The sequence below is a fragment of the Catonella massiliensis genome (assembly GCF_016651435.1).
Taxonomy (GTDB): Bacteria; Bacillota; Clostridia; order Lachnospirales; family Lachnospiraceae; genus Catonella; species Catonella massiliensis.
Genome location: NZ_JAEPRJ010000001.1, coordinates 2,566,886 through 2,593,238 on the forward strand (window position 1 = coordinate 2,566,886; position 26,353 = coordinate 2,593,238).

Genomic DNA, 26,353 nt, shown 5'->3' on the forward strand with positions numbered 1-26,353 from the left:
TGCTCCTTTTAAGCTGCTTCAATGCTTTCGCCTGCAAACCTCTTCATAATAGGAGAAGAGTCCGGCAGACACTTAATCGCAGTCAGTGAAGTGATGATTCCTAAAAGCACTCCTCCGATTACATCGCTAGGATAGTGGATACCTACATAAAGCCTTGAAAATCCCATCAGCGAGGCAAGTGCAATCGCAAGGATTCCGTATTTCTTAGGCATCTTAAGGAAGATAACCACAGCTACTGCAAAGGCACTTCCCGTATGCCCCGAAGGGAAGGAAAAATCAGGTGCCCGTCCGACTAGGAGGGCAAGCCCCTGTATCACCTCATAGGGCCTGATTCTTGCTGTCAGGTTCTTTAGCACGAGGTTTGCAATAATAAACTCAAGGACTAGCGAAGCAAGCATCAGTATGCCTACCTTCCTAAGTTTCTTAAAGTAGAGAAAAATAAGCACTAAAAGTATGCAGGATATGCCCGCATTGTTTGACAAGGTAAATGGTATTAGAATCGCATCAAGTATGGGATTTCTCACATTGTCCTGCAAAAACAGCAATATACTGCCTTCAAAATTCAATAAACTTTCTATCATTCATTACCCGTAACTTAACTACAGAGAGTTTACCCTCTCTATAAATCTAAGTATTCCCTTTCTTCCTTTTTCGTCGTCCTTATAAACACCGGCATCCGTGAGAACTTCAGAGAATACAAGTCCTATTTCCTGTCTTATTATCTCTTCTGCATTATCCTTATTAAAGTCCTTATGTTTAGCCATAAATTCATCCACCCAGTCAGCATGCTTACCAAGCACCTCATCCTCCCTTATGTCCTTGCCTTCAAGGAGCGCAGTCCTTAGGCTGTCCATCTCAGACTTAAGCCTGCCGGGAAGCACTGCCAGTCCCATAACTTCAATGAGACCGATATTTTCCTTCTTGATATGGTGGAGCTTATCGTGAGGATGGAAGATACCAAGAGGATATTCCTTTGTAGTCCTGTTGTTTCTAAGTACCAGGTCTATCTCAAAGTCTTCTCCTCTCCTCCTTGCTATAGGAGTGATAGTGTTGTGTGGCTCTCCGTCACTCTCAGCAAGCACATCTACAGCCTCATCCGAGTAGCCTCTCCATATGCCAAGTATCTTATCTGCAAGTTCAGATATTTTCTTATAATCTTTTCCTGTGAGCCTGATAACAGACATAGGCCAGTCTACAACTCCTGCCTTAATATCCTCATAGCCCTTAAACCATACCTCTTCTCTAAGCCCTGCCCTTGCCATAGGAAATTCATAGTTTCCTCCCTGGAAATGGTCGTGTGTAAGGATGGAGCCGCCAACTATAGGGAGGTCAGCATTGGAGCCTGCCATATAATGAGGGAATTTCTCCGTAAATTCAAGGAGCTTTAAAAAGACCGCCCTGTCTATCTTCATAGGAACATGCCCCTCATTTAAGATAATGCAGTGCTCATTGTAATACACATAAGGGGAATACTGTAAGAAATAATTCTCCCCCGACAGCGTAAGTGGTATAAGCCTGTGATTCTCCCTTGCAGGCTTGTTCATATCTCCTGCAAAGCCCTCATTTTCCCTACAAAGCAGGCACTTAGGGTAGCCTGTCTGCACAAGCTTCTTGGCTGCCGCTATGGCCTTAGGGTCTTTCTCAGGCTTTGAGAGGTTGATGGTTATATCAAGCTTTCCATAAGGAGAGTCAGCCTGCCACTTCACATCCTTAACTATCCTGTCTTCTCTGATATAATTGGTAGCCTTGCTAAAGTCATAGTACCAGTCTGTAGCCTCTTTAGGGCTTTTCTTAAGCAGTTCATTGAATTTTCTAACTATCTCGGAAGGCCTGCTAAGGAGACAGTCCATAACCTTTGTGTCAAATAAATCCTGCTCGGTAATGGAGTCGCTTACTAAGCCCTTATCCTTTGCATAGCTTATGATGTCTGTAAGAATATCACAAAGCTCTTCCTTACACTCTCCTATCTCCCCATTTCCTTCGTAGGAAGGCAGGCAAAGGGTGTAGAGAAGCTTATTTCTAGTGTAATCAATGTCTTCCTTCTCAAGTAATCCTTTTTTAAGTCCATATCCAATCAATCTGTCAATTGCTTTATAAATCATAATGTTCCCCTTAGTCTCAAAAATGTTGGTGTTTAACACCTTCTATTATCTACAAATCTCAGCCAAGGTCAAGTAGGTAGTTGTTAACTCTATGTAAATATAATGTTTAAGTTTATTCACAACTAAGCGAAAGAGAACAGCGGCTAAGCTGTTCTCCATAAGCGTATGTTAAGTTGTGCGACCTTTGTTTCTAAAATTCCCAATATTTCTCTTAAATCTGTCAAGGATAATGCTTATTATCAAGCTTAATATAATCATCATAAGATATGCAATGATCTCCTTTTGTGACGACATAAGCCTACAATGGCTACATTCGCCTTTTTTGTATAATTATAAGCAAAAACAAGCACCAACACAACATTTTTAAAACTAACACCTTCATGTTGTTATTTGAAGAATGAAAGTCCTCATTAGTATGGATTTTAATTATTCCAAATTCGGAATGTATCCGTTGCTCCTGTTTACTATGTGGTAAACAAAAGAAATCTACACTTGCAAGGCTGATTATAGTATTTTTTCTGATAGAAAAAAAGTGCCAGCAGAAATGCCGTCACTTTTTATAAGCTAGATAATAATCACTAAAAAGGATAAGCATCTTTTGAAATTCTTTGTCATCCAATTCAGATAATATCGGGATTCCTGTTATTAATGTATCCTTCCAAAAATCCAATTCATATATACTGTGATTAGCAGAAAATTTAATAAGTAATAAAATTATTTTATCTCTTTCTCTAATGCTTATACCGTTTTCAAGGCAAAAGAGACTAGCTGATTTAATTTCATCTCCAAATATTTCAAATAAGGAAGAAACCAATAATTTATGCTCTTCATACAGTTTTTTAAGTGTTAAGTCATAATCGCTTTCTTTAACTTTAATCATTAAAATAATCTCCATTCTAAAATTTCTCTGATAGCATTTGCTATTGAGGTTGTGTTTCTGATATTTGCTAAAGCAAGTGTATTTGATGTACCCGCAAACATGCCATTAGTTAAAATTATGCTTGTTAAGGTAAAAATACATGCTTTTTTAGTTTCAAGCTTACAATTCATTCAATTAAAGTTTGTACTAATTATAATGTAATGAAAGAAAAATGGCAAGATAGTACTGTGCTAAATTGAAAATTGTTATTTGTTGTAGTTTTTCAACTTAAATGCAACATGGTGTTGCACCTACTTTGACAGGTGCCTCTGTTGCATTTACATTGAAAGATATTGTTGCAAGAAGTATTGCTGATTTCCTCGAAAAATCCCCTTCTACCATTTTAAGAGAAATACAAAAGCATTCACTTGTCAAAATACCTAATACCTGTGACTGCAATGACTATAATGGATGTAATGTTAAGCATGTATGCGGTTCCAAAGAGTTTAATAAAAAATGCCGCTCATGCCACCTTGCCAAAAAATACTGTGAATATTATAACAAAAGAAGCTGCGAACACTGGAACGGCTCCTCTATAAAGATATGCAACAGATGTGCAAAAAGAGGATACTGCCGTCTGGAAAAACATATCTATGATGCTAAAAAGGCTCATTTAGCTTACTGTGATACCCTTGTACAATCACAAAATGGTTTTGACCTTACTCTTTACGTCATAACAAGGATAAACAGTATAGTCTCGCCACGCATAAAAAAAGGACAGTCACTTTACCATATAGCCAAGAACAATGAAAGTGAACTTAATATCAGGTATAAGACCTTGGGGAATTTTATAGCCTATACTATCTTTACTATATTTTTTCATACTTCCGCCTGAACTATATGTCCGAAGTTAAGTTCATCTTGAAACAATCCATATACGTAGGCAGGGCTTTCCCTGTAAAGTTCTGTTTCGGTATCTGATAACTTGTTATACAGTTCTGAATCATACAATAATCGCATTGCAAAATCATAGTCCAAATTTTGCTCTTCAGAAATCATTTCTACTAAATCCTGAATCATATACTCTATCATCTGTTTTTTCTTATCCATAATTAATTCCTCTCCTTCTTGAGCAAGCTTATTGCTCTTTCTGTATGAAAAGAATACTGGTTTGTAGTTTCTTTATAAATCATTCCATTTAACATCGTATCAAATGTTATCATTCCATTCTCATATTGTCTGAATAAAAGCGCCATATCATCATCTGCAATGGGACCTATGACTATATCATATTTATTATCAAGATTACATTCAATATCTGAATAATTTTCATTTTTCTTATTGCGATTATTTCTTACGAATCTAGCCCACTCTTCAGATGTCTTTGTACCAAAATTCTTTATATTCAGCTCTCTCATAGCTATAAAATTTTCATCAATATTATATGCATTTACCACTGGGTTGCCACCATAAATTTTGGCAACTCTATTCGCCATCTTTTCTGCTTGTTCTTTAATAACAGTCAGATAAAACCCTCTGCCAAAATCCTTAAAAGGACGACATAAAGCAAGATTAATCGTTCTAATGTCTGTGTTGCTTCCATGGTACAATATCATTATAAATTACCCCCATTATTTCTACAAATCATTATAATATCATCTATTGCATCATCCATGCTTAATGTATGCTCTATGTCATAATGTTCTTTAATAAATGCAATTCCCTTATATTTATACAGATAATCGAAAGCCTCTTTTTCAGCAATATTAAGTTTATTTGCGAACTCATTTACACAAACTACAGTATAATTAATTTTCTTTTTCAACTCACTCATTTATTTATATCCCCACTTACATTTGTCTGCTGTAAATATTTTTATCCATATTCCAATTATATCAAACTTAATACTATAATCCAATCATTTATTATCTATAGTTTTCAATGTACAAATATATGCAGTTTTTCAACTTAAATGCAACATGGTGTAGCACCTACTTTGACAGATACCCCTGTTGCATTTACATTGAAAAATATCGTTGCCCTTACTTTGAAAGTAATCTTGCACTTGCCTTGAAATCTAGCTAAATATAACTTTAGTATTGAATGTAAAATATTCGGGTGCTGCTAAAATAATAAAATAATATATTGACCTTGTCATAATAAGTGCTACAATTAACTTTAGAACAGCAAGTAAATCAGAATTGGAGGTAAAACTTATGAGTAACAGGAAAACGTTTCAAAGATTGGTAGGTTTTGGGGTTGTATTTGCAATGTCGCTTGGGTTGTTTTCTGGAAATGTAGGGCATTTTAACCGATATGCCACAGAGGCTGCGGTGAAAAACTCAGAGATTAAGCTCTCAAAGGAAGCTGACAAGGCTTATAAGGAGGTTGAGAGCCTGATAAGTAAAAGCGACATAAAGAATAACTTTGAAAAACTTACTAAGACACAGAGAGTTAGGGGAACCAAAGAAAACAAGGAGGCGGGAAAGTATATATCTGATACTGTTAAGGGCTATGGCTATGATGTAAAATTTCAGAACTTTAACGGCTATGATGAGAAACTAATTGACTTAAATGGCAATATTAATAAGCCTGAATTATTCATGAGCATATAAAATTGCTCGATATTACAAATCCTTGAACCAGTTCCCTTGAAATCAATCGATTTATCCACAAAAATGGGTAGACTATCCCCTTGAAATCCGATTGAGTCATTTTGAACTGTCAAGGTACGTTAATAGTTGCTATTCCAACTGTACAGTCAGCTGCCGGATATTCTTCAGCGTCCTGTAGAACTCCTCTTTATAAGGACAGCTACTGCATAGTTTGAATGTTATATATCTTGCTGAACGGACTGCTCTTGCAGCAATCTTTATCAGCTTTAAACGAATGGTATCCACCTGTTGTTTTCGCATATTTGCAGGGAGTACCAGTCGCCTAAACCAATTGAATAAGTTGTAGGCAAGCATATGAAGTCTCATGCGGTTGGCATTTACTACTTTGGAATGACTGCTGACAGCAGCAAAGTCAAATCCACCTTTGCCCTCTTTTATGAAATTCTCCATCTTGCCACGCCCACAGTAAAACTGGATGACCTGATAAGGTTCCATATCCATGTTTGTAACAATAAAGGTGTACATATGCGTCAGCTGACCGTATGGTTTTTCAATCTTGAAAACCACGCGCCTTGGATAATCCCAGGAGCCGGCCTGATACATAAATTCACCATAAGTTACAGCATAGCTAATCTGGTCCTCTTTGGTTGCTTTGTATAAATCTTCATCTTTATTCGAAGCAAGAGCCATGAGTGAAGAATTCTGTTTTAAGCGGATGGCATAGGAACAGCCATTCATCTCACAGGTTTTATAAAGTTTGGGAGATGAGAATCCACTGTCACCACGAAGGTATGTTTTGATGCCTCTTTCCAGATATTCCTGAAAAAGGGGTTCCATAAATTTATCTGCATCATTGCTGCAGTGGAGTGTTCCATCACGGAGTTCAGCCTTCAGCAGATCCCCGGTCAGACCATCATAGCAGAGCAAAGGATGGTATCCGTGTGCCTGATAATGGAAGTTGAAGCCTTCCCCTTCCTGATTGCCGTAGGTGCCAAATAAAGTACTGTCCAGATCCAGAAGCATATGCTCCGGACACTTTATGGAATAGATGATATCCCTAAAGCTTTTATCAATGTCATCAAACTGCAGGAGTGTATCTTCATCCATACGGTTAAAAAATCTTGATAGTGTTGGCTGTGAAGCCAGACTGTTCTTTTCAAGAATGGCATTGAAAACAGGATCGATGGTCAATTCATCCGCACAGTCATCTTCGAAATATGCAGAGATGATCTGATAAATCATCTGCATCAGGTTTTCATCGTCTTTGTGGAAACGGACTGATGTATCATTGGTTTTAAATTTCTTTTTGATCAGCTTGGTGAAGCCAATCTTGGCAACGAATTCTTTTATCAGGAGAAGTCCTGCATCGGAGGATAAATCGCCTCCGTTAAAATTTATTTTAATCTGTCTATTGCTTTTCAGTGTGATGGTGTTTAAAATATCCATAGAGAGACCCTTTCTGTGGTATTTATTTGGATTCGGCACCTAAATTTTACCACATATTGGGTCTCTTTTTCTATTCACTTATTAGATGAAATGCAATAAGCGGCTTAAATACAGTAACTATGTGGCTTTCAGCCACTTTCACGGCACTGCTGTGAATAATTCAGGATAAGAATCAAAAGAAAGAAAAGGTGCTATTTAAGGGTAGAAATATTATTGTTAAAAGGAAAGATGCTAATCCAAAACTTAAGACTGTTATATTTTCAGCAAGATATGATTCATATAAGGGCAGTATAGGTGCACTTGACAATGCCGGTGGAGTGGCAGCTCTTATGGAGATGGCAAGGGTTCTTTCTGATAAAGAGCTTTCATACAACCCTGAATTTGTTTTCTTTGATTCAGAACACCTAAGGAGAGGCTCAAGACACTTTGTAGCAAGCCTGTCAAAAGAGGAAAAGGATAATATATACGGTGTAGTTAATATCAATTCCATAGGCAATAAGAAGCAGAGAAAGCAGATGTTCTTTGCATCTAAAAAAGATAAGAGCGAGCTTAAAAAGCAGTGTGAGAAGTATTTTCCTGGTATTGTAAATTATGAAAGTGCTGGGACAGATGCAACAACATTTACATTGGAGAAAATTCCTACACTGTGCTACTTTACCTACGACATCTTCGCATCTCCAAAAGATGTAAAGATAACGATGAAAGACTATGTTAAGGAAAAGGATGCTTCCTTAGTAGATATGGATACTCTTGTTTATGATACGGCATTTATAACAACGTATGCGTATTTGCTTAATACAAGCCAGTCAGAATCCAACAAGGTATCAACAGTAGATAAGTCTGCTACTAGAAAGAATCCTGATATTATTAATGATTTTACCTGCTCTGAATTAACAGATGATATGGCCGCTAAAATAGGAAATGAAGTTAAAGGCAACCACCCTCTATCCTTTGAAAGAATACTACAATAAGAACTTTAAGGAAAACAAGGAAGAAAGAATGAAACTAGGTCGAGAAACTTTACTTAGAGACCTCAAAGCTTGGTAAGAAAATTAAACTTATAATTGTATATACAAGGCTTCCTACGATTAATGCGAATAGGAAGCCTTGTATTTTGTACATTACCTGTTATCAAATTATGATATCATACATCCATCAGTGAAGCGCAAAACCAACCAGTATTCCTAAATAGTTACCAAGCACATAGCCTAAGGTACCAACAAGGAGTCCCGGAACTATGAGAGCTCCCCAGCCCTTTGATACAGCCATGGCTGCCGCTGTGGTAGGTCCGCCGATGTTGGCATTGGAGGCTATTATTATCTCTTCAATGGAGAAATTGAATATCTTACCAAAGATGAGTGAGACAATCATATTTACTGCAACTATAATGAGTGCAAATACGAGAAGAAGTGGAGACTCCTTTACTATCATTGGTATGGAAGCAGGTGCTCCGATAACCGCAAAGAATATGTAGATGAGGAAGGTTCCTATCTCCTGTGCACCCTTTACGGATGACATCTGCTTAGGGAAAGCTGAGGCGATAAGCATTGTAAATGTAGTCATAAGAAGATATTTATTACCAAAGAAACCGCCTATGAATTTACTTACAAAATCCTCTCCACTAAATGCACCACTTATAACTCCTGCGAGCTTTGTGGATACTGTAACTATTGTAAATGCTATAGCAACTGCAAAAGCTATGTCCTTAAGGGAAATTTTTGATATTTTATTGCTGATTTGTCGGTTCTCCAAGCGCGATTATTTATTTTATTTAGTATAATTTACATTTTAGCACTTTAAGGCGTTAAACCGCTTTTTGTGTGTTTTATCACCCCTCTATCATCCTATAAAGTGCTTGACTAAGCCCAAACTCCTCCATCATCCTCTTTACCTCATCCATAGCCCTAAGCTTTACATTTTCAGCCTTGTTAGGATTCTTTACTGCCCTTATGAGTATGTTTTTAGGTGTGTGGCTTAGGTCTACAAATTCAAGGAGGTTTACATTGTAGCCCATGTATTCCAAAAGATTCCCACGGATTGCGTCTGTTACAAGGGCTGAGAACCTCTCTTTTATGATTCCATACCTTGTCATAAGAGAGAAGGTTTCGCTCTTTATCTCGGCATTTAGCTCGTGCTGGCAGCAAGGTACTGAGAATATATAGCCCGCACCCCAATTAATCGCATTGTACAAGGCAAAGTCAGTAGCCATATCGCAGGCATGCAAGGTAATAACCATGTCTACCTTAAAAGGCGCACTGTAGCCGTTGATATCTCCAAGCTCGAAGGAGAGGTATTCATAGCCGTACTTTTTAGCTGCATTATTGCACTTTTTAATCACATCTTCCTTTAGGTCAAGCCCTATCATATTTACCTTTATTTTTTTGATTTCAGTCAAGTAATAATATACTATGAAGGTGAGATAGGACTTGCCGCAGCCAAAGTCTATGATATTTAAATGAGTGATAATCTTCTTTTTAAGCTCATCATCAATTATCTCTATAAAGCGGTTTATCTGCTTGAACTTATCATACATCGAGCTTACTATCTTGCCCTCTTTGGTAAATATCCCCATGTCAACAAGAGGCTCTATTACCCTGCCCTCTTCAAGTATGTAGTTCTTCTTCCTGTTATTGTCCCTTACCTCATCTGCAAGCGCTGAGTTATCCGACTTTTTAAGGCTAAACAGCAGCTTCCCTTTTTTAGTGAGCTTAACTGAGGCTTCTCCGCCAAGCATCCAGGCATTTAGCTGGAGAAAGTTCACACCGAGCTCCTCTATGCAAAAGGAGATTAGCTCCTCCTCATCTACATTTTTATGAAATACCTGTTTATCGGTATATTCTGCTATCTGAAAGTACTTTTCCTTTTTCTCTATCTGTACCTTTTGTATTCTCTGCTCTTTATCTGCCACATTGCTTAAGACTATCTTAACAGGAGAAAGCTCTGCTATCTTTCTTAAGGCTTCTTCCACAGTCATATCCCGGTTCTTCATAAATCTCCCTTCGATATCTTCTTTCCTAAGTGCAGCCTGCACCCGCATATTCTATCAGAAACAATTTCTTCTTCCGTCTATGTCGGTAATAATGTTGTAGCGGTCAGGCCTTGCCTCGTTTATCTCCTCAGGAGCAAAATGCTTGAACATATTTCTAAGCTTTCGTGAGCCCAACCTTTCTGCAAAGCTGATTTCCTCCTTGTATAGGGGGATGAACTGTAAACTGTCATCATGCTTACCTGATATAAGAGGCTTTACAAGGATGCCCCCGCAGAGCTCTTTGCTCTTATTTTCTTCTCCTATCTTTCTGCTAACAAATACATTTCCCTCGTAGATATCAAATTCTCCTTTACCTGCAAGGTCTAACATTTCACTAAACAGTCGCAGAGGAGTATATTTTAAGGCCTCGAAAGCCACAGTCCTCCCTAGCACATCTTCCTCTGGCTTGTGCTCATCCAGCTTATTTTCCTCTGCCTCATTCTCTTTTAGCTCACCATACTCCTCATAGGCTTCCTTGGGGAGATTCATAATTATTTTAAGCCCCCCTACTTCTCCTACTGCTGTAGAATAAATTCCGCTATCTTCTATTATCATCATATATTACCATCTTTCTTCATAATCTTTCTAACTACGGTTAATTTTCATGGCGACAAAACAAAAAAAGCATGCTATAATAGAACGATTATAACATGATAAAGGACGAAATAGATATGAAAATTTTAAGAAAATTAATTGTACTCATACTCATGGTGTCAGGACTTGCCCTAATCTTCCTTCCTATGTACAGTAAAATAAGGATTAAGGAAGATGCCAAAAACATAGTCGAGGTAGTGGAAGAGGCCACTCCTGAGGTGCTTAAACAAAATAACGAGAAGGAGCAGCCTAAGGAAATATTTGACTTTTCACAGGTAGAGGAAATCTCTCCTACCGGAACCTTGCTTGACAACCAGCCGCTTGATAAATCCCTGCTTATCGGACAGATTGTAATCCCTTCACTAGATATGAACCTCGGTATATTTAAGGGGACTACCAACTACAACCTGCTAAGAGGTGTAGGCACGATGAAGCCTGATGACAAGATGGGGGAGGGAAACTACACCCTTGCGGGGCATAATAACGGCGATAAGAGCCTGCTTTTTGGCTCGCTTCTTGATATAAAAAAAGGAGCCATCATCCGCATTACGGACAAGACCACCATCTACGAGTACAAGGTAATTGAAACTAAGATAGTTCCTAACACCTCCTTAGAGCTGATTGAAAATGCCGAGGCTGATACAGTCGGAAAGCCGATTATCTCTCTTATGACCTGTGACAAGGGAACCTGGACCAGCAACCGCTTCTTTGTAATTGGAAAATACGTAAAGAAGTACAAATACGACAGGGAAAAGATGGAATCAAAAGAATAAGTTAGAGGGCTGTCTCTCACGCGATAAATCAGCTTGGAGACAGCCATTTTCCATCTTTTACTTGCGCCTATAATATGGTATAATCTAGTCGTCGCACTCAATCAATACCAAGGAGAGATTTATGGATATCTACTCAATAATTACGCTTTGCGGAGGACTTGCCTTCTTCCTTTTCGGAATGCACGTAATGTCGGGCAGTCTTGAGAAAGTCGCAGGCGGTAAACTGGAGGGAATACTTAAGACACTTACCTCCAATCCAGGAAAGAGCCTTGTACTAGGAGCGGTAATTACAATTGCCATCCAGTCATCATCTGCCCTTACCGTAATGCTCGTAGGTCTTGTTAACTCAGGAATTATGGACTTGTCACAGACTGTAGGAGTAATCATGGGCTCCAATGTGGGTACCACACTTACAGCCTGGATTCTTGGCTTAAATGGCCTTAAGACTGATAACTTCTTCCTGTCCATGCTTAAGCCGGAGAACTTTTCTCCTATTATCGCTCTCATAGGCGTTATTATGATAATGGGTGCAAAGAGTGCGAAAAAGCGTGATGTAGGTACCATCATGGTAGGCTTTTCGGTGCTTATGTTCGGTATGGACCTTATGAGCGACTCTGTTGCTCCCCTTGCCAATATGCCCGAGTTTACCAGTATCCTTACAGCCTTTAACAACCCTATACTTGGTGTTCTTATCGGTACTGTATTTACAGGTATAATCCAGTCATCCGCGGCCTCAGTCGGTGTACTTCAGGCACTCTCTCTTACAGGCTCTATTACCTACGGTATGGCTATCCCTATCATCATGGGACAGAATATAGGTACCTGTGTGACTGCGCTTTTATCCTCTATCGGTGTTAATAAAAATGCTAAAAAGGTATCAGTTATACATATAAGCTTCAACCTTATCGGAACTATCCTCGGTCTTATTGTGTACTTCATTTTCAAAGACTTAATCAAAATAGGCGGTTTTGATAATGCTATCAACTCCTTTGCAGTAGCTGGTTTTCACTCAGTATTTAACATAGCTACTACTATAGTCCTTTTACCATTTTCTAAGAGACTTGTGGCTCTTGCCAACTTTGTAATCAAAGAAGGCAGCACAGAAGAAAAGCACGTACTTCTTGATGAGCGTCTCCTTGTGTCCCCAAGTATAGCTATAGGCCAGTGCAAGATTAAGACTGTCTATATGGCAAATCAAGCCAGCAAAGCGTTTCTGCAGTCGATATCCGTCTTTGACAAATATACAGAAGAGGATAAGGACGAGATTAAAGCGGTGGAAAATGAGTTAGATGAGCTTGAAGATGAGCTAAACGCTTATCTGATAAAGATATCGGGTACTGATGTCAGCGATACAGACGGTAAGAAGATAAATGGCATGCTTCACAGTATTGTCGATATAGAGAGAATCAGTGACTACGCCATGAGTATGATACTTCTTGCTGAGAATATGGATAAGACAAAGGTCAGCTTTTCAGAAGGCGCAAAGAGAGACATAGACGTGCTTAATAGAGCCGTTTCTGAAATTCTTGTTAATGCTGTGGAGTGTTACACGGGAGAGAACACAAAACTTGCTTCTACTGTGGAGCCACTTAAGAGTATAATAGACAAGCTAATCCTTAATATGAGAAACAGACACGTGGCAAGGCTTCGTACAGGCGAATGTTCAGGTGAGCTTGGCGTAGTGCTTACCGACTATATCAATTACTGTGACAGGGTTGCGGGGCATTGTTCCAACATCGCTATCAACGTAATCCAGTCCGGCAACATCATATTCAGCGAGCATGATTATCTTAGAGACCTTAGCGAGACTGAAAAGGCTGAGTACGAGAAGAATAGAAACATCTACAAGGAGAGATTTGCCCTTCCTGAATAAAGTATCCGGCAAGTTAACACGGAGAAATTTATATTGCAGATTAGCTGTAAAAAATACATTATTATGAGTAAAAGGGGATGTCACATAAGACAACCCCTTTTTATTTATGGTACAACTCTCAAAATCCGGCAGCTCTATTGTTAACTCATTTGCCTCTTGCCTTAAAGAGAGGCTATTATCCTTTTTTTCCTTCTTTTATTCAACACTCTTTAAAGAGGTTGTCATATCTATTTTCTTTAGCATAAAGTACATCACGATATTTACCAGTACAGAGAAACCTATGGTTATAAGGCTGCTTAAAAGGTAGCTGTGAAGTCCTATATTCCTGCCAAACATCATAAGGTCTACCTCCACAGTGACTATCACGTATTGGTGGAGGATGGTGCCAAATACAACTCCCGCTATTATACCAAAGATGGTCAGGATGATATTCTCCCTGTATACATAGGCAGCCACCTCGCCATCATAGAAGCCAAGTACCTTGAGCGTAGCTATTTCCCTCTTTCTCTCCAGTACATTTATACTGTTAAGGTTGTAGAGAACCACAAAGGCAAGGAGACCTGCTGCCGCAATTAGTACAAAGGTAATCAGGTCAAGAACTTTAAGCATACGGTCTATATTTTCTTCAAGCTCATCCACAAAGCTTACTCCCGAACATCCTGAGTACGAGAGAAGCCTGCTTCCAAGGTCTCCTTCATCTACCTTAGACCTGTCAAACTTTATGTTTAAGGTATTGTAATCCGGCTCTTCTTTATATAATTTTTTATAAAGTTCTGGTGACATGAAAAGATAATGAAATACGTAGTTTTCAACTATTTTCTCAATCTTTACAGATACCTTCTTTTTCTCATCCCTTACGATATCTACACTGTCTCCCACCTTTACGCCAAGCATCTTGGCTGTTTTCTCGGAAATATATGCCCCGTCTCCACTTGGGAAGCTATATTCTACTCCTGTAGTCCTATCTTTAAGAGTGAGAAAGTCCTTTATCTTCTTCGTATCCTCAGGTACAAAGAGATAGGTATTTCTCACCTTGTCTCCGTGAGTGAGGTCTACTGCAAAAAACTCTATCTTAATCTCCTCAGATACTCCCTTATATGAGGCGGCTGCTTTAGCCACCTCTTCCTTTTCTGCCTCAGAAGCCTTGGAGTTAAGTGTAATACTTGCGTCATAAGTAAATATCTTGATGTATTGCTTCTTTGCTATCTCGTTGATGGAGTCCTTTAGTCCAAAGCCCACAAGTAAAAGCCCCATGCAGCCGCCTATGCCGACCACTGTCATTATAAGCCTTTTCTTGTATCTGGCAAGGTTTCTAACTGTCGCCTTACCTGTAAAGCTAAGCCTCTTCCAAATGAATCCTATTCTCTCTAGAAACACCCTCCTGCCTGAGCTCGGTGGCAGAGGACGCATAAGGGAGGACGGATTTTCAAAGAGCTGTGAAAGTGCGGATATCAGGGTGGCAGCCACTGTACTTATTATCGCAGCTATTAGGGCTAAGAACGCCTGCTCATAGTTTATCGGTGTAAAGCAATAAGGCAGGCCTCTAAACAACGTACCGTAGGACTTGATGATAAGCAGAGGCAAGAACCTCTCACCAAGCGCTACTCCTATAAGGCCTCCACTCACTGTAGCAAGCAGTGCATAGGCTATATATTTCCCCGCTATTGCAGAGCTCCTAAAGCCCAGAGCCTTGAGTATGCCCATACTCATACGATTTTCATCCACCATTCTAGTCATAGCTGTAAGACTCACAAGGGCTGCAACAAGAAAGAAAATCACAGGAAATACATTGCCGAGGCTGTCCATTCTCTCTGCATTCTGCTTGAAGCTTACATAGCTCTCCATCATATCTCTATCAAGCACATAAAAGTCAGGCTCTTTGATGTCTGCCACATCCCTCTTTGCCTTGGCAAGCTTCTTTTTTCCCTTTTGAAGCTTCTTAGTGGCTGCAGGAAGCTCCTTTTCGTACTTCTTCTCCGCTTTTTCTACCTTTTTTTTATTATCATCAAGCTTCCCTCTTGCTTCTTCAAGCTTTGCCCTGCCCTCTGAGTATTTCTTTTCAGAGTCAGTAAGCTTTCTCTCAGACTCTCTGATTTCTTTTTTCCCTGACTCTAGCTCAGCACTTTTCTCACTAATCTTAGCCTTTCCTTTGTCTATCTCCTTCTTACCGCTTTCAAGCCTAGCTCTGGCTTTATCAAGCTCCTTTTCAGACTTTGCTAACCCGTCCTTACCTGCATCAAGCTTAGCCTTACTGGTCTCTAAGGCTTTTTTTGTTTCATCAAGTGTGGTCTTTGCAGTGTCCAGGCTTACCTTAGCCCCTTCAAGCTTTCCACCTTCTTCTTCCAGTTTAGCCTTTGCTTCAGGAGTGGCAAGCCCTGCCTGCTCCGCCATTTCAAGTTTCGCCTTTGCTTCTGTATATGTCTTTAACCCTTCTTCATAGGCTTTTAGGTTCTTTTCATACTCTGCCTTACCTTCATTATACTTCTTTAAGCCTGCCTGAGATTCCTTTTCTCCTGCTTCTAGCTCGGATTTAGCTTTGGAAAGTTTTGCAACGCCTTCATTATAGTCGCTTTCCCCTGCTTTAAGCTCTTTTTCCTTATCTGCTATCAGCTTTTTAGAAGAGGCTATCTTGTCTTCGCCGTCTTTTATCTTATTCTTTGCCTTTATGAGCTTATTTCTACTGTCAAGAAGTCTTACTCCAGCATCTTTTAGCTTCTTTTCTTCCTTGGCGAGCTTCTCCTCACCTGTCTTTAGCTTATCTTTAGCATCATCTATCTTCTTTTTAGCATCACTTAGCTTTTTCTCTCCGTCAAGGAGTTTTACTTCGGCCTCTTTTAGCTTATCCTCCGCCTCAAGCTTAACTTCCTCATATCTCCTACTGTTTATCTTATCTTCAAGACTCTTTATCTCATCTTTTATGACTTTTACCTTATCCTCGTAGGTCTTTGAATAGGTCATAAGCCCGGTGGTTCCCTTAGCCCTTACATAGGCCTCCGTGTATATATCTGACTTGAAGTTCTCATCAGGTATAAGTAAAAATGCGTCAACAGAGCCATCTCCCACAGAGCTTGTTCCCCTGCCTCTTTCAAGATAATAAGGCAGATGGCCAAATCCCGTTATGGTAAATGTGGTGTTTTTTAAGTCCTTAGACAAGTCAGAATCATCATCTGACGAAACATTTATCTTATCTCCTATCTTGTAGTCGGAAAACCAAGATATCTCCGTATCTACAAGGCATTCATCACTCTTATTTGGCAATCTTCCTTCGGTTATATAAGGCTTATTTACTTCTTTTGTGATACCTATCAGCTTAAGTACAGCCTCTGCCTTTTTGGCACTTAGAACCACATCCTTTGTATGTGCTCCTGTTACAGACTCTACTCCCTTTATCTTCCTTACATCGGCAAGGTCATCATCTGTAAGTCCCAGTGTGCTAAGTACCTTAAAGTCCATAAGCGCAGTGTCATCATAGTACCTATCTGCTGATATCCTCATGTCACTCCCGGAAGAGCGCAGCCCTGCAAAAAAGGCTGTTCCAAGCATTACTATAAAAAAAATGGAAATAAAGCGGCCGAATCCTTTCGCTATTTCCCTAAAAAAATCCACTATTAGTTTATTTTTCATATCTGCCTCGCAGTCTTACCACTCTATGTCGTTTACCGAAACAGGCTTCGTATTAATCTCTGATGAGCTGACCCTGCCGTTTTTTATGTGAATTACCTTGTCTGCCATAGGTGTAAGGGCTGTGTTATGGGTAATTACGACTACAGTCATACCCCTTTCCCTACAGGTATCCTGCAAGAGCTTAAGTATTTCTTTACCTGTCACATAGTCGAGTGCTCCTGTCGGCTCGTCGCAAAGAAGGAGCTTGGGATTCTTTGCCAAAGCCCTTGCTATAGCCACTCTCTGCTGTTCTCCACCGGAGAGCTCGGCAGGGAAATTGTTCATCCTATTGATGAGGCCTACCTCCTCAAGCACTACCTTAGCGTCCATAGGCTCTTTACATATCTGTAGTGCCAGCTCTACATTTTCAAGGGCTGTGAGGTTTGCCATAAGGTTATAAAACTGAAATACAAAGCCCACATCCTCGCGCCTGTAAGAAATGAGCGCTCTGGGACGGAGTCTGCTTATATCTGTGCCATCTACGGTGATGGAGCCTGAGGTAAGTGTATCCATCCCGCCGAGGATGTTAAGAACTGTAGTTTTCCCTGCACCGGAAGGTCCTACTATAATCACAAACTGCCCCTTATCAATGTCAAGAGTAACTCCGTCACAGGCATTTATCGTACTATCCCCTACTTTATATGTCTTTACTACATCTTTAAGGGAAATATAACCGGACATGGTATCTCCTTTCTACTTTCTGCAATAACACTGACCGCCGTTTTTCTTCATATCTGATTTGTTGCAGTACATATTGGCATCTGCTTCTTTAAGGAGCTGTAACATAGTACATCCCTCTCTTCCACAGGCAGATGAATAGCCGTAAGCAAAGCTTAGGTTCATTCCCGGATTTGCTTCATTAAATTTATTCACATTGCCTTTGATTCGGTCAAATATCCTGCACAGGTTATTATCACCTGCATCGTAGATTACGGCTGCAAACTCGTCTCCGCCATACCTTCCGATGAAGTCATTGCCTCTTACCGACCTCTTTAAGATGTCGGCAAAGCCCTTGATCAGCATATCTCCGGTAACGTGTCCCAATGTATCATTCACCTTTTTTAGGCCGTTTAAGTCAAACATAACACAGCACACATTGTCTCCGACAATCTCTGTGCCGTTAAACACCTCTTCGCAACGGCTCTTATTAGGAAGCCCTGTATGCGCATCAATGTAGGCTTTTTTGCCCAGGTTCTTTGTCAGATTCAAAAGGTTTTGCTTATCTGAGAAGTCTAAGATAACAAGACCTGTGATGCCTACAGCCACTAACGCCAGTATTATCTCAAGTATGCCCATTTGAGCAGCGAGGCTTTCTGAATAGTCCTCTGCCGCATATACTGTGGCATTAGCCATATCAAAATACTCTTCACTTTCTTTGATAACCTCATCTGTCAGCTTTTTCTTGTCTTCCCCTTTTGCCTGCTTTAAGTCTAGAATATCTTTGGATAGATTTTCCCAGTACTGTGTCTGTATAGAAAGCTTATCCCTAAAATTTTTCTCATCTATCTTTGGTATGTTAAGCTCTTCGCTTCCATTCCACATGCCATCAATTATTTTGTTGATTCTATCGAGAAGCTCAGGGTCACTTCGCCCAACAAGTTCAAGCTTAACAATCCTCTGTGTGGCTCCTCTTGCATAGCCTGAGTAATTGATGAGCCTTCCAACCTTTGAAAATCTCTCTATGTAAAAAAGCATGAATAAAATCAAAATGATAAGTACAATCATAAGTGCCTTTTGCACTCCTTGCCTTAAAACATCTCCATTTATCTTCATATGAACCTCACCCAATTTCATTACCTTCATTTTACATCAAAATTACCCTTTTAACAATATGTATTGTAGGTTTTAAGGCTGTAAAATAGCAAGAAAATCTATTTCTTAATTTTTTATTTTATAATTTTTCACTAATTGTTCACTATTATGGTTTACAATAAGCATATATAAATTTATCGGATGATTATGCATGATTTTAAAGCTAAAAGGCTAATTTCAATATTAAAGATTTTGTGAGGGCGATTATGAACAATGAATTTGATACAAATGAAGGCAATGAGTTAATGGACGTCTTTAGTAAGAAAGATAAGTCAAGGATTGAAAAGGCTATAAATAAGCTTAGCAACTTTGATTTTAACGATATTTCCATAGAGGCTAAGGAGAAAATAATTGAACTTCTAAGGGAAAATACTCTGCCTGCCGAGAGGTTTTTTGCCAATTACCGCTGCGCCATCATGGAGGTTGAAACTAAGTTTAAGGTGCTCAATGAGGAATTTTCTCTGATGTATGACGGTAACCCTATTGAGACCATCAAGTCCAGGATAAAGAGCAATGAGAGTATCTTAAGAAAGGTAATAAGGCGTGAGCTTCCCTTTGACCTTGATGCTCTTGAGGAGAACCTTGATGATATTGCCGGTGTGAGGGTTATCTGTTCCTTTGTTGATGATATCTATAAGCTTGCAGACTGCTTCATGAGACAGGATGATATTACCCTTATCAAGATGAAGGACTATATCAAGAACCCTAAGCCTTCGGGCTATAGGAGCCTTCACCTTATTGTGGCAGTTCCTATCTTCCTTGAAAATGAGAAGAAGTCAGTAAAGGTGGAGGTTCAGCTTCGTACCATAGCCATGGACTTCTGGGCTTCGCTTGAGCATAAGCTTAGATACAACAAAAAGATAGCCCCAGAGATGCTTGCTGAGCTTTCAAGAGAGCTTAGCGAATGTGCAACTGAAAGTGCAGAGCTTGACTTTAGGATGCAGAATGTAAAGAATACCTTCCTCGGTAAGAGTCTTCCAAGAAGAGCCTAAAAAGGTTCAATCTTGCAACCAATTCTCTAGGTAAGTACAAGGCTGCCGCTTCAAGACAACCAATATCCGTTATAGATGTTTTTCATAGATGACATCTATACTCTGTGAGGTTTTATCTTGTGCGGCAGCCTTATTTATCTTTATTCTATATTTTAACTTACAATCTTTACTACCTTCTTCTTACTTTGAGAACATTATCTTTTCAGAGTCAAACATCTTGGTAAGCACCAATACTAAGACTCCTGTGTACACGATATTGGCAGCCACTGCTATAAGTACATCTGCGTTTGAATACGAAAATGTAAATATCTTGTTCATGCAGAGAATGCTGTTGTATATCGGTAGTAAGAACAGAGTTATCGGAGTTTCACTGTCTCCCTTGCTAAACATAGGCAAGAATGTCATTACCATAATTACCACCATAAGCGGGGATATGAGTGTAGTAGCCTCCTTCACGCTCTTTGCAAATGCTGAGAGCACTGATATCACTGCAACCATAAGAATGGTGGTTGATATGATGATGATGAAAAGGTACGCAAAGTCCTTAGCCCCATAAAATGCTGTATTTACGCCAGATTCCATGCCCTGATACATGGCAGGAAGGGATGCAAATGTACCTACAGAGCTTGAAACACTGGATAAAAAGGCGATTATACTAAGAGCAAGTATTTTGCCAAGGGCAAGTGCCTGCCTGCTCATAGGTGTTACAAGAAGGGTGGCTATGGTTCCTCTTTCCTTTTCTCCTGCTATGGACTCAGGTGCAACCGACATACAGCCCGACCATACGAAGATGATAAGGATCATAGGAAGCAGGCTTCCAAAAAGCTTTCCTGTCATGTCCTCTTTATTAGCAAGGTCGTAGCTTGTCTTCTCGTTTGCATTTACATCAAACTTGTTGCTAAGCTCGGTCTCATAGGCATCAAGGATATCGTAAACCTTTTTGTAGGAAGCCTGTGACTCCTCGTTGGCTGAGTTATAGTAAATCTCAACCTGAGGTGCTTCTCCCTCTCCTGTCTTATACTCTGCTACTTCCTTGTCAAAGTTTTCAGGGAAATTTATAGCCAGGTCGATGTCTTTGTCAGCAACCAGCTTTTTACTCTCGCCAATATCTCCCTCAACCTTTTTTACCTCAAACTGACTGCGCTCAAGCCTTGGACTAATTGACTCAGGCAGGTTCTTTACATAAACCTTAGCCACATAGTCTGCATCCACTCCAAACTGATTTCTCATCATGTTTCCCATGAAGGTATACATTATAAATATCATAAGTCCCGGAAGGATGATGGTGGTAAGGACAAGTCTTTTATCCTTAAAAAATCTTGCCATTTCTTTTCTGAATATTGTATAAATATTATTCTTCACTTCCTACCACCTCCTTATAAATGTCAAAGAATCTGTCCTCTAAGCTCTTACCTCCCTTTATCTCCTCGATGCTGCCACAGGCAGTAAGCCTTCCTTCTATGATGATGGCTGCCCTGTCGCATATCTTCTCTATGAGGCTGAATATATGTGAGGATATAACTATGGTCTTTCCTTCCTCTTTAAGCTCTACAAGGTAGTCAACCACTGTCTTAGCTGTGATTACATCAAGTCCGTTGGTAGGCTCGTCAAAGATGATGATTTCAGGATTGTGGACTATTGATATAACAAGGGAGAGCTTCTGCTTCATACCCTGTGAGAGGTCTCCCACCTTTACTTCTGCAAACTTGTCTATCCCAAATTTACTAAAAAGCTTAGCCTTTCTCTCCTCTCTCTCCTTTGTTTCAACTCCGTGTAAATCAGAGAAAAAGTCAAAGAGATAGTTAGGTGTAAAGAAGTCCTCTATCTTTAACTCACTTGTAAGAAAGCCTATAGTCTCTCTTACTCCAAAGGGGTTCTTTACTATGCTTTCACCATTTAGGATTGCATCTCCCGAATCTGGCTTAATCAGGGTTGCAAGCATCCTCAGTGTTGTGGTCTTTCCTGCTCCATTTGGCCCCAAAAGCCCAAATATTTCACCTTTATTTACTGAAAATGAAATATCATCTACTGCCACCTTGACATTTTTCTTAGTCTTTTCAATCTTTTTTTGTTTGGCAGAGAGCTTGAAGGTCTTTCTCAGGTTGATAATCTTGATTATTTCTTCCATTACCGGCTTCTCCTTTCTGATAACGCCAAATTTTACCACATAAACCCAGAAAATTTCAACCCCTAATTCTCAAACTGGCTGTTGTAAAGGTCTGCATAGAAGCCTCCCTTTTCCATGAGTTCAGCGTGATTTCCACTCTCTATAATGTCTCCGTCCTTCATCACAAGGATAAGGTCGGCATTCTTGATAGTGGAAAGCCTGTGAGCAATAATAAATGAGGTTCTGCCCACCATAAGCCTATCCATAGCTCTTTGTATCTCTTCTTCTGTTCTTGTATCCACAGAGCTTGTAGCCTCATCAAGGATGAGCATAGGAGCATTTTCAACCATTGCTCTTGCTATTGTAAGCAGCTGCTTCTGTCCTGCCGAGAGACTCACATTTTCATTAAGTACGGTGTCGTAGCCTTCGGGCAGGGTTTTCACATAGCGGTGGAGTCCTACCGCCTTTGCCGCCTCCCTCACTTCCTCATCCGCCGCCTCTGTCTTGGCATATTTTATATTGTCCTTAATGCTGCCCTCAAAGAGCCAGGTATCCTGAAGCACCATACAGAAGGCCTCGTGCACTCCCGACCTCTTAAGTCCGCTTATAGGGGTGCCGTCTATGATGATTTCACCCTCGTTAAGCTCGTAAAACTTCATAAGGAGGTTGATAAGTGTGGTCTTGCCCGCTCCTGTAGGCCCTACTATAGCTATCTTTTCACCTGATTTCACATCTGCAGAAAAGTTCTTTATTATTATTTTGTCAGGATTGTAGCCAAACTTAACATTCTTAAAGCTTACATTTCCCTTTATATCATCGATATGGTCTTTTTTGCCCTCCTCAGAGTCCATTTCAGCCTCTAAGAGGAAGCCGAATACTCTCTCACTGGCAGCAGCTGTAGACTGAAGGCTGGTTCCTGCTTGGGCAAACTGCGAGAGAGGCTGGGTAAAGAGCCTGATATAGAGCATAAATGCCACTATATCTCCTATTTCAGCCATGTTCTTCATAGTAAGTATCGCTCCTGCCACACAAACAGCCACGTAGCCAAGATTTCCTACAAAGCCCATAAGAGGCATCATCATGCCTGATAGAAACTGGCTCTTCCAGGCTGATGTATATAGCTTCTCATTCATTTTATCAAATTCTCTCTTGGTCTTTGCCTCCTTGTTAAAAGCCTTTACAATGAGGTGTCCTGTGTAGGTTTCCTCTACCTGGCCATTTACAAGTCCCAGCTCCTCCTGCTGCATGGCAAAGTACTTCTGGGATTTGCCCATAATTATCATCATAAAGACAAAGCCTATGATACTTGAAAGTATCCCCACCACCGTCATTATCCAGTTGGTTATAAACATCATAAAAAGACTTCCAAAGAACATCGTTATAGCGCCTACAAGGCTTGCCATGCTCTGGTTCATGGTCTGTCCTATGGTGTCTACATCATTGGTGATTCTTGAAAGTATATCTCCTATGCTGGTTTTGTCAAAATAGGAGAGTGGAAGTCTGTTTATCTTCTTTGATATGTCACTTCTAAGGCTCTTTGAAGTCTTTTGAGTCACATCAGCCATTATTATACCCTGAAGTAAGTTAAGTATGGCTCCTGCGCCGTACATAATGGCAAGGGTTAGAGCTATCTTAAACACAGCCCCTTTATCTATCCCTGTCATCACTCCTTCTGTAATAAGGTTGGTGATTTTCTTCATTTTATCCGGCCCTATTACATTTAATATTGTGCCTGCTGTCGAGAAAATGATGGCTGTTATGATGGCAGGCATATATCGTTTTATATAGTTAAAAAGGTCTTTAACTGCCTTTTTAAAGTCTTTTGCCTTTTCTCCGGGCATCATCCCAGGCCCTGGTCCCGGTCCCATTCCTCTATTCTTTCTCTCTGCCATTACAATTCCTCCTCTGAAAGCTGTGACATAGCGATTTCCTTGTATATAGGGCATGACTTAAGCAGTTCTTTATGTTTTCCCTGTCCTACAATCCGTCCTTCCTCTAACACAATAATAAGGTCAGCTTCCATAATCGTACCTATCCTCTGTGCAACTATGAGGCTGGTACTTCCCTTGCTTCTCTCCCTTAGTTCCTTTCTTAGTATCTTATCGGTGCGGTAATCAAGGGCAGAGAAAGAATCGTCAAATATCAGGATTTCAGGCTTATTGTATAGGCTCCTTGCTATGGAAAGTCTTTGCTTTTGTCCCCCTGATACATTGACAGCTCCCTGTGAAATCTTAGACTTCACATTATCAGTAAGCTTCTCCACAAATTCCTTTGCCTGTGAGATCTCGAGGGCTTCGTTTAGTCTTTCACTATCAGGAGTATCAGCCCCATAGCAGACATTTTCTTCTACAGTTCCACTAAAGAGCAGGGCCTTCTGAGGGGCATATCCTATCTTTTTCCTAAGTTCGGAGAGCTTGTACTTCTTTACATTTACCCCATCTACAAGGACCTCTCCACCTGTAACATCATAAAATCTTGGAATAAGGTTAATTAGGGTGGTCTTGCCACTTCCTGTAGCACCTATGAAGGCAACCATTTCTCCCTTATTTGCCTTGAAGTTTATATCACTTATTATATCATCTGCGGCATCAGGGTAGTGGAAGGATACATTTCTAAATTCTACAGTGCCTGTCTCTGAGGTATTCTCACAGCCTTCTCCGTCCATTATCCTATTCTTTGTATCAAGAACTTCATTTATTCTTTTACTTGAAACGATGGCTCTAGGCAAGATTATGAAGGTAAAGGTAAGCATCATAAACGACATGATCACCTGCATAGCATAGGAGGAGAACACAATCATATCTGAAAACAGGGTTATTTTATCCTGAAGGGCGGCCTTATCTATGAGATAAACTCCTATCCAGTATATAGAGAGGGTGAGTCCTGAGCTTATAAGAGTCATTACCGGTGACATTAATGCCATTATTTTCTGGTTAAAGAGGTTCACAGATGTAAGCTCTTCATTTGCCTCTTCAAACTTGTCTTCCTGGTACTTCTCTGCATTGTATGCACGAACCACCCTTACACCGCTTAAGTTCTCTCTGGCTACCCTGTTTATATTGTCTGTAAGAGTCTGCATCTTCTGAAAGCCCGGAACCACAAGGACGAAAATAACCGCTATAAGCACAAGTAAAAATGCGACAGCCACGCCCGTTGCAGCGGACCACATTAAGTTTTTATTTATAATCTTGGTTATAGCCCAAACAGCCATTATAGGTGCTCTCACACTTGCCTGCAAGCCTATGGCTATTACCATCTGTACCTGTGATATGTCATTGGTGGAGCGGGTAATGAGGCTGGCTGTAGAGAATTTACCCATTTCCTCCATTGAAAATGAGATAACCTTGTCATATACCGCTTCTCTAAGCCTTTTTGACAGCCCCGCTGCCACCTGTGCCACAAAGTAGCCTACTACAAACATAGCTGCCATACTTAAGATGGCACAGGCAAGCATCTTCATGCCTGCCCACACAACAGAGCTAAGTGCACTGTCCGGTGTCTGTATAAGCCTTGTTATCTCTGCCATATAGTCTGGAAGCCTAAGGTCAAGCCATACCTGAAATACGATGAAGCAAAGGCTGATACAGACAAAGAGCCAATCCTTCTTCCTTAGATACCTAAATAATTTAATCATTTCATTTCCTCCAGGTTAAGGGTTTAGTTTACTCTCAAAAAGTTTTAAATCATTGTACACCATTATTTTTGGATTTGTCACGATTATTTTTTTGTTTATCTTATTAGATTATCTTATATTTTTTTATTTTTATGTCAGAAATCATTCAAATTAATTGACTATTATTATTCTATAGAATAAAATTATCTTGTTGTCACACCTACACCGGCAACGGAGGGGAGGTGCAAGAAGTGAAGATAGTTTCAGAGTTCTTATTTCTTCTCACAGTAAATGTGGCAAGTTACTTCATTTACAAATGGCTAGAGAAGAATAGCGGTGACAACGATAGCCTATAAGCACGAAAAGCCCCTAAGGTTGGCAGACCTTAGGGGTTCTTTTTGGTGCAAGTATTTCTCAGAGTTCTTAGATACATTTTACACTATTCAATGCTTTTTTTCAAGATGTAAAATTAACTACTTCAACTTATGTGATAAGGATGTAAAAATAGTGATTATTCCTCTTCTATCCCAATCCCAAATACTCTTTCATCTTCTATTAGCTTAACAAGGTCTTTCTTCTCTGCTTTTACAGCCATTCCATAGACTTTTAAGCCATTTTCATTTACATAACTTAATGCCCTATAAAGCTCTGTCTTTCTATCCATATAATTATCCATCATATCTGTGAATGCCACATTATCTTTAAGGTAGTTTATAAGGCTTAAATAATGTTTTTTTGCATTTTCTTCATCTTTTAATTCTTTGAAAGTGACTCCCTCTCCCGTTCCTTCATAGCCTAGGATATATGGATACTTAGGCAGGCTGTTCCCTCTGGTTGCCCATATACCGGTATTCATGCCCAAAATATCATTGTTAC

The 26,353-nt window shown here is 39.8% G+C and carries 24 protein-coding genes; 6 read left to right on the forward strand and 18 right to left on the reverse strand.

Going from position 1 to position 26,353, the window contains the following annotated elements; genetic code table 11:
* Nucleotides 1-8: 8 nt before the first annotated feature.
* The 3 genes from JJN12_RS11470 to JJN12_RS11480 form a co-directional block, all read right to left on the reverse strand.
* The gene (locus tag JJN12_RS11470; RefSeq protein ID WP_208429815.1) at nucleotides 9-581 is read right to left on the reverse strand and encodes a phosphatase PAP2 family protein; all 573 of its coding nucleotides are present in this window, start codon (nucleotides 579-581) and stop codon (nucleotides 9-11) included.
* An 18-nt stretch (nucleotides 582-599) separates the two neighbouring features.
* On the reverse strand, nucleotides 600-2,102 hold the full coding sequence (gene galT, locus JJN12_RS11475; protein ID WP_208429816.1) for a UDP-glucose--hexose-1-phosphate uridylyltransferase: 1,503 nt from the start codon (nucleotides 2,100-2,102) through the stop codon (nucleotides 600-602).
* A 550-nt stretch (nucleotides 2,103-2,652) separates the two neighbouring features.
* Nucleotides 2,653-2,982: a hypothetical protein gene (locus JJN12_RS11480; RefSeq protein WP_208429817.1), complete on the reverse strand. Its 330-nt coding sequence runs from the start codon at nucleotides 2,980-2,982 to the stop codon at nucleotides 2,653-2,655.
* A 271-nt stretch (nucleotides 2,983-3,253) separates the two neighbouring features.
* Between JJN12_RS11480 and JJN12_RS11485 the strand changes: the two genes are divergently transcribed.
* Nucleotides 3,254-3,856: a hypothetical protein gene (locus JJN12_RS11485; RefSeq protein WP_208429818.1), complete on the forward strand. Its 603-nt coding sequence runs from the start codon at nucleotides 3,254-3,256 to the stop codon at nucleotides 3,854-3,856.
* On the opposite strand, the gene JJN12_RS11490 is transcribed toward JJN12_RS11485, so the two are convergent.
* From JJN12_RS11490 to JJN12_RS11500, 3 genes are read right to left on the reverse strand one after another with little or no spacing between them, the layout of a single operon-like run.
* Complete coding sequence (locus tag JJN12_RS11490; RefSeq protein ID WP_208429819.1) at nucleotides 3,841-4,071, reverse strand: hypothetical protein; 231 nt, start codon at nucleotides 4,069-4,071, stop codon at nucleotides 3,841-3,843. The two genes, JJN12_RS11485 and JJN12_RS11490, sit on opposite strands and share 16 nt — an antisense overlap.
* A 2-nt stretch (nucleotides 4,072-4,073) precedes the next feature.
* Nucleotides 4,074-4,577: a DUF3990 domain-containing protein gene (locus JJN12_RS11495; RefSeq protein WP_208429820.1), complete on the reverse strand. Its 504-nt coding sequence runs from the start codon at nucleotides 4,575-4,577 to the stop codon at nucleotides 4,074-4,076.
* The gene (locus JJN12_RS11500) at nucleotides 4,577-4,795 is read right to left on the reverse strand and encodes a DUF3791 domain-containing protein (protein WP_208429821.1); all 219 of its coding nucleotides are present in this window, start codon (nucleotides 4,793-4,795) and stop codon (nucleotides 4,577-4,579) included. Before JJN12_RS11500 ends, JJN12_RS11495 begins: the two co-directional genes overlap by 1 nt.
* Nucleotides 4,796-5,177: 382 nt before the next feature.
* Here JJN12_RS11500 and JJN12_RS11505 point away from each other — a divergent pair, with 382 nt between their 5' ends.
* Complete coding sequence (locus tag JJN12_RS11505; RefSeq protein ID WP_208429822.1) at nucleotides 5,178-5,576, forward strand: zinc-binding metallopeptidase family protein; 399 nt, start codon at nucleotides 5,178-5,180, stop codon at nucleotides 5,574-5,576.
* Between the two features lie 129 nt (nucleotides 5,577-5,705).
* On the opposite strand, the gene JJN12_RS11510 is transcribed toward JJN12_RS11505, so the two are convergent.
* Nucleotides 5,706-7,022, reverse strand: coding sequence for an IS1380 family transposase (locus JJN12_RS11510; RefSeq protein ID WP_208429014.1), 1,317 nt, complete (start codon nucleotides 7,020-7,022; stop codon nucleotides 5,706-5,708).
* 188 nt (nucleotides 7,023-7,210) lie between these two features.
* Between JJN12_RS11510 and JJN12_RS11515 the strand changes: the two genes are divergently transcribed.
* Nucleotides 7,211-7,993: a M28 family metallopeptidase gene (locus JJN12_RS11515; protein ID WP_208429823.1), complete on the forward strand. Its 783-nt coding sequence runs from the start codon at nucleotides 7,211-7,213 to the stop codon at nucleotides 7,991-7,993.
* 184 nt (nucleotides 7,994-8,177) lie between these two features.
* Here JJN12_RS11515 and JJN12_RS11520 read toward each other — a convergent pair whose 3' ends face one another.
* The 3 genes from JJN12_RS11520 to JJN12_RS11530 all read right to left on the reverse strand — a co-directional run bounded on the left by JJN12_RS11520 (nucleotide 8,178) and on the right by JJN12_RS11530 (nucleotide 10,608).
* Nucleotides 8,178-8,774 (reverse strand): DUF819 family protein, encoded by a 597-nt coding sequence (locus JJN12_RS11520; RefSeq protein WP_268905577.1) that lies wholly within the window; start codon nucleotides 8,772-8,774, stop codon nucleotides 8,178-8,180.
* A gap of 76 nt (nucleotides 8,775-8,850) precedes the next feature.
* Nucleotides 8,851-10,011, reverse strand: coding sequence for a class I SAM-dependent methyltransferase (locus tag JJN12_RS11525; RefSeq protein WP_208429824.1), 1,161 nt, complete (start codon nucleotides 10,009-10,011; stop codon nucleotides 8,851-8,853).
* A gap of 54 nt (nucleotides 10,012-10,065) precedes the next feature.
* On the reverse strand, nucleotides 10,066-10,608 hold the full coding sequence (locus JJN12_RS11530; RefSeq protein WP_208429825.1) for a hypothetical protein: 543 nt from the start codon (nucleotides 10,606-10,608) through the stop codon (nucleotides 10,066-10,068).
* Nucleotides 10,609-10,721: 113 nt separating this feature from the next.
* On the opposite strand from JJN12_RS11530, the gene JJN12_RS11535 reads away from it, so the two are divergent.
* Nucleotides 10,722-11,417 (forward strand): class A sortase, encoded by a 696-nt coding sequence (locus JJN12_RS11535; protein ID WP_208429826.1) that lies wholly within the window; start codon nucleotides 10,722-10,724, stop codon nucleotides 11,415-11,417.
* A 121-nt stretch (nucleotides 11,418-11,538) separates the two neighbouring features.
* Nucleotides 11,539-13,290: a Na/Pi cotransporter family protein gene (locus tag JJN12_RS11540; protein ID WP_208429827.1), complete on the forward strand. Its 1,752-nt coding sequence runs from the start codon at nucleotides 11,539-11,541 to the stop codon at nucleotides 13,288-13,290.
* A 195-nt stretch (nucleotides 13,291-13,485) separates the two neighbouring features.
* Here the strand turns inward: JJN12_RS11540 and JJN12_RS11545 are convergent, their stop codons facing one another.
* The 3 genes from JJN12_RS11545 to JJN12_RS11555 are packed head-to-tail and all read right to left on the reverse strand — an operon-like array spanning nucleotide 13,486 to nucleotide 18,726.
* Nucleotides 13,486-16,914: an ABC transporter permease gene (locus JJN12_RS11545; protein WP_208429828.1), complete on the reverse strand. Its 3,429-nt coding sequence runs from the start codon at nucleotides 16,912-16,914 to the stop codon at nucleotides 13,486-13,488.
* A 15-nt stretch (nucleotides 16,915-16,929) separates the two neighbouring features.
* Complete coding sequence (locus JJN12_RS11550; RefSeq protein WP_208429829.1) at nucleotides 16,930-17,634, reverse strand: ABC transporter ATP-binding protein; 705 nt, start codon at nucleotides 17,632-17,634, stop codon at nucleotides 16,930-16,932.
* 12 nt (nucleotides 17,635-17,646) lie between these two features.
* Nucleotides 17,647-18,726 carry a GGDEF domain-containing protein gene (locus JJN12_RS11555; RefSeq protein WP_208429830.1) on the reverse strand — a complete coding sequence of 360 codons (1,080 nt, stop codon included), beginning with the start codon at nucleotides 18,724-18,726 and terminating at the stop codon, nucleotides 17,647-17,649.
* A gap of 245 nt (nucleotides 18,727-18,971) precedes the next feature.
* Here JJN12_RS11555 and JJN12_RS11560 point away from each other — a divergent pair, with 245 nt between their 5' ends.
* Nucleotides 18,972-19,757: a GTP pyrophosphokinase gene (locus JJN12_RS11560; protein WP_236013777.1), complete on the forward strand. Its 786-nt coding sequence runs from the start codon at nucleotides 18,972-18,974 to the stop codon at nucleotides 19,755-19,757.
* 180 nt (nucleotides 19,758-19,937) lie between these two features.
* Here JJN12_RS11560 and JJN12_RS11565 read toward each other — a convergent pair whose 3' ends face one another.
* The 5 genes from JJN12_RS11565 to JJN12_RS11585 form a co-directional block, all read right to left on the reverse strand.
* Entirely contained in the window at nucleotides 19,938-21,119 is a 1,182-nt protein-coding gene (locus tag JJN12_RS11565) for an ABC transporter permease (protein ID WP_208429831.1), read from the reverse strand.
* On the reverse strand, nucleotides 21,109-21,885 hold the full coding sequence (locus JJN12_RS11570) for an ABC transporter ATP-binding protein (protein ID WP_208429832.1): 777 nt from the start codon (nucleotides 21,883-21,885) through the stop codon (nucleotides 21,109-21,111). Before JJN12_RS11570 ends, JJN12_RS11565 begins: the two co-directional genes overlap by 11 nt.
* Before the next feature lie 62 nt (nucleotides 21,886-21,947).
* Nucleotides 21,948-23,756, reverse strand: a complete 1,809-nt coding sequence (locus JJN12_RS11575; RefSeq protein WP_208429833.1) for an ABC transporter ATP-binding protein — start codon at nucleotides 23,754-23,756, stop codon at nucleotides 21,948-21,950.
* A complete protein-coding gene (locus JJN12_RS11580; protein WP_208429834.1) occupies nucleotides 23,756-25,498 on the reverse strand; it encodes an ABC transporter ATP-binding protein in 1,743 nt (580 codons plus the stop codon). The genes JJN12_RS11575 and JJN12_RS11580 overlap by 1 nt, the downstream gene beginning before the upstream one ends.
* Nucleotides 25,499-25,988: 490 nt before the next feature.
* Entirely contained in the window at nucleotides 25,989-26,333 is a 345-nt protein-coding gene (locus JJN12_RS11585; protein WP_208429835.1) for an anti sigma factor C-terminal domain-containing protein, read from the reverse strand.
* Nucleotides 26,334-26,353 lie beyond the last annotated feature (20 nt).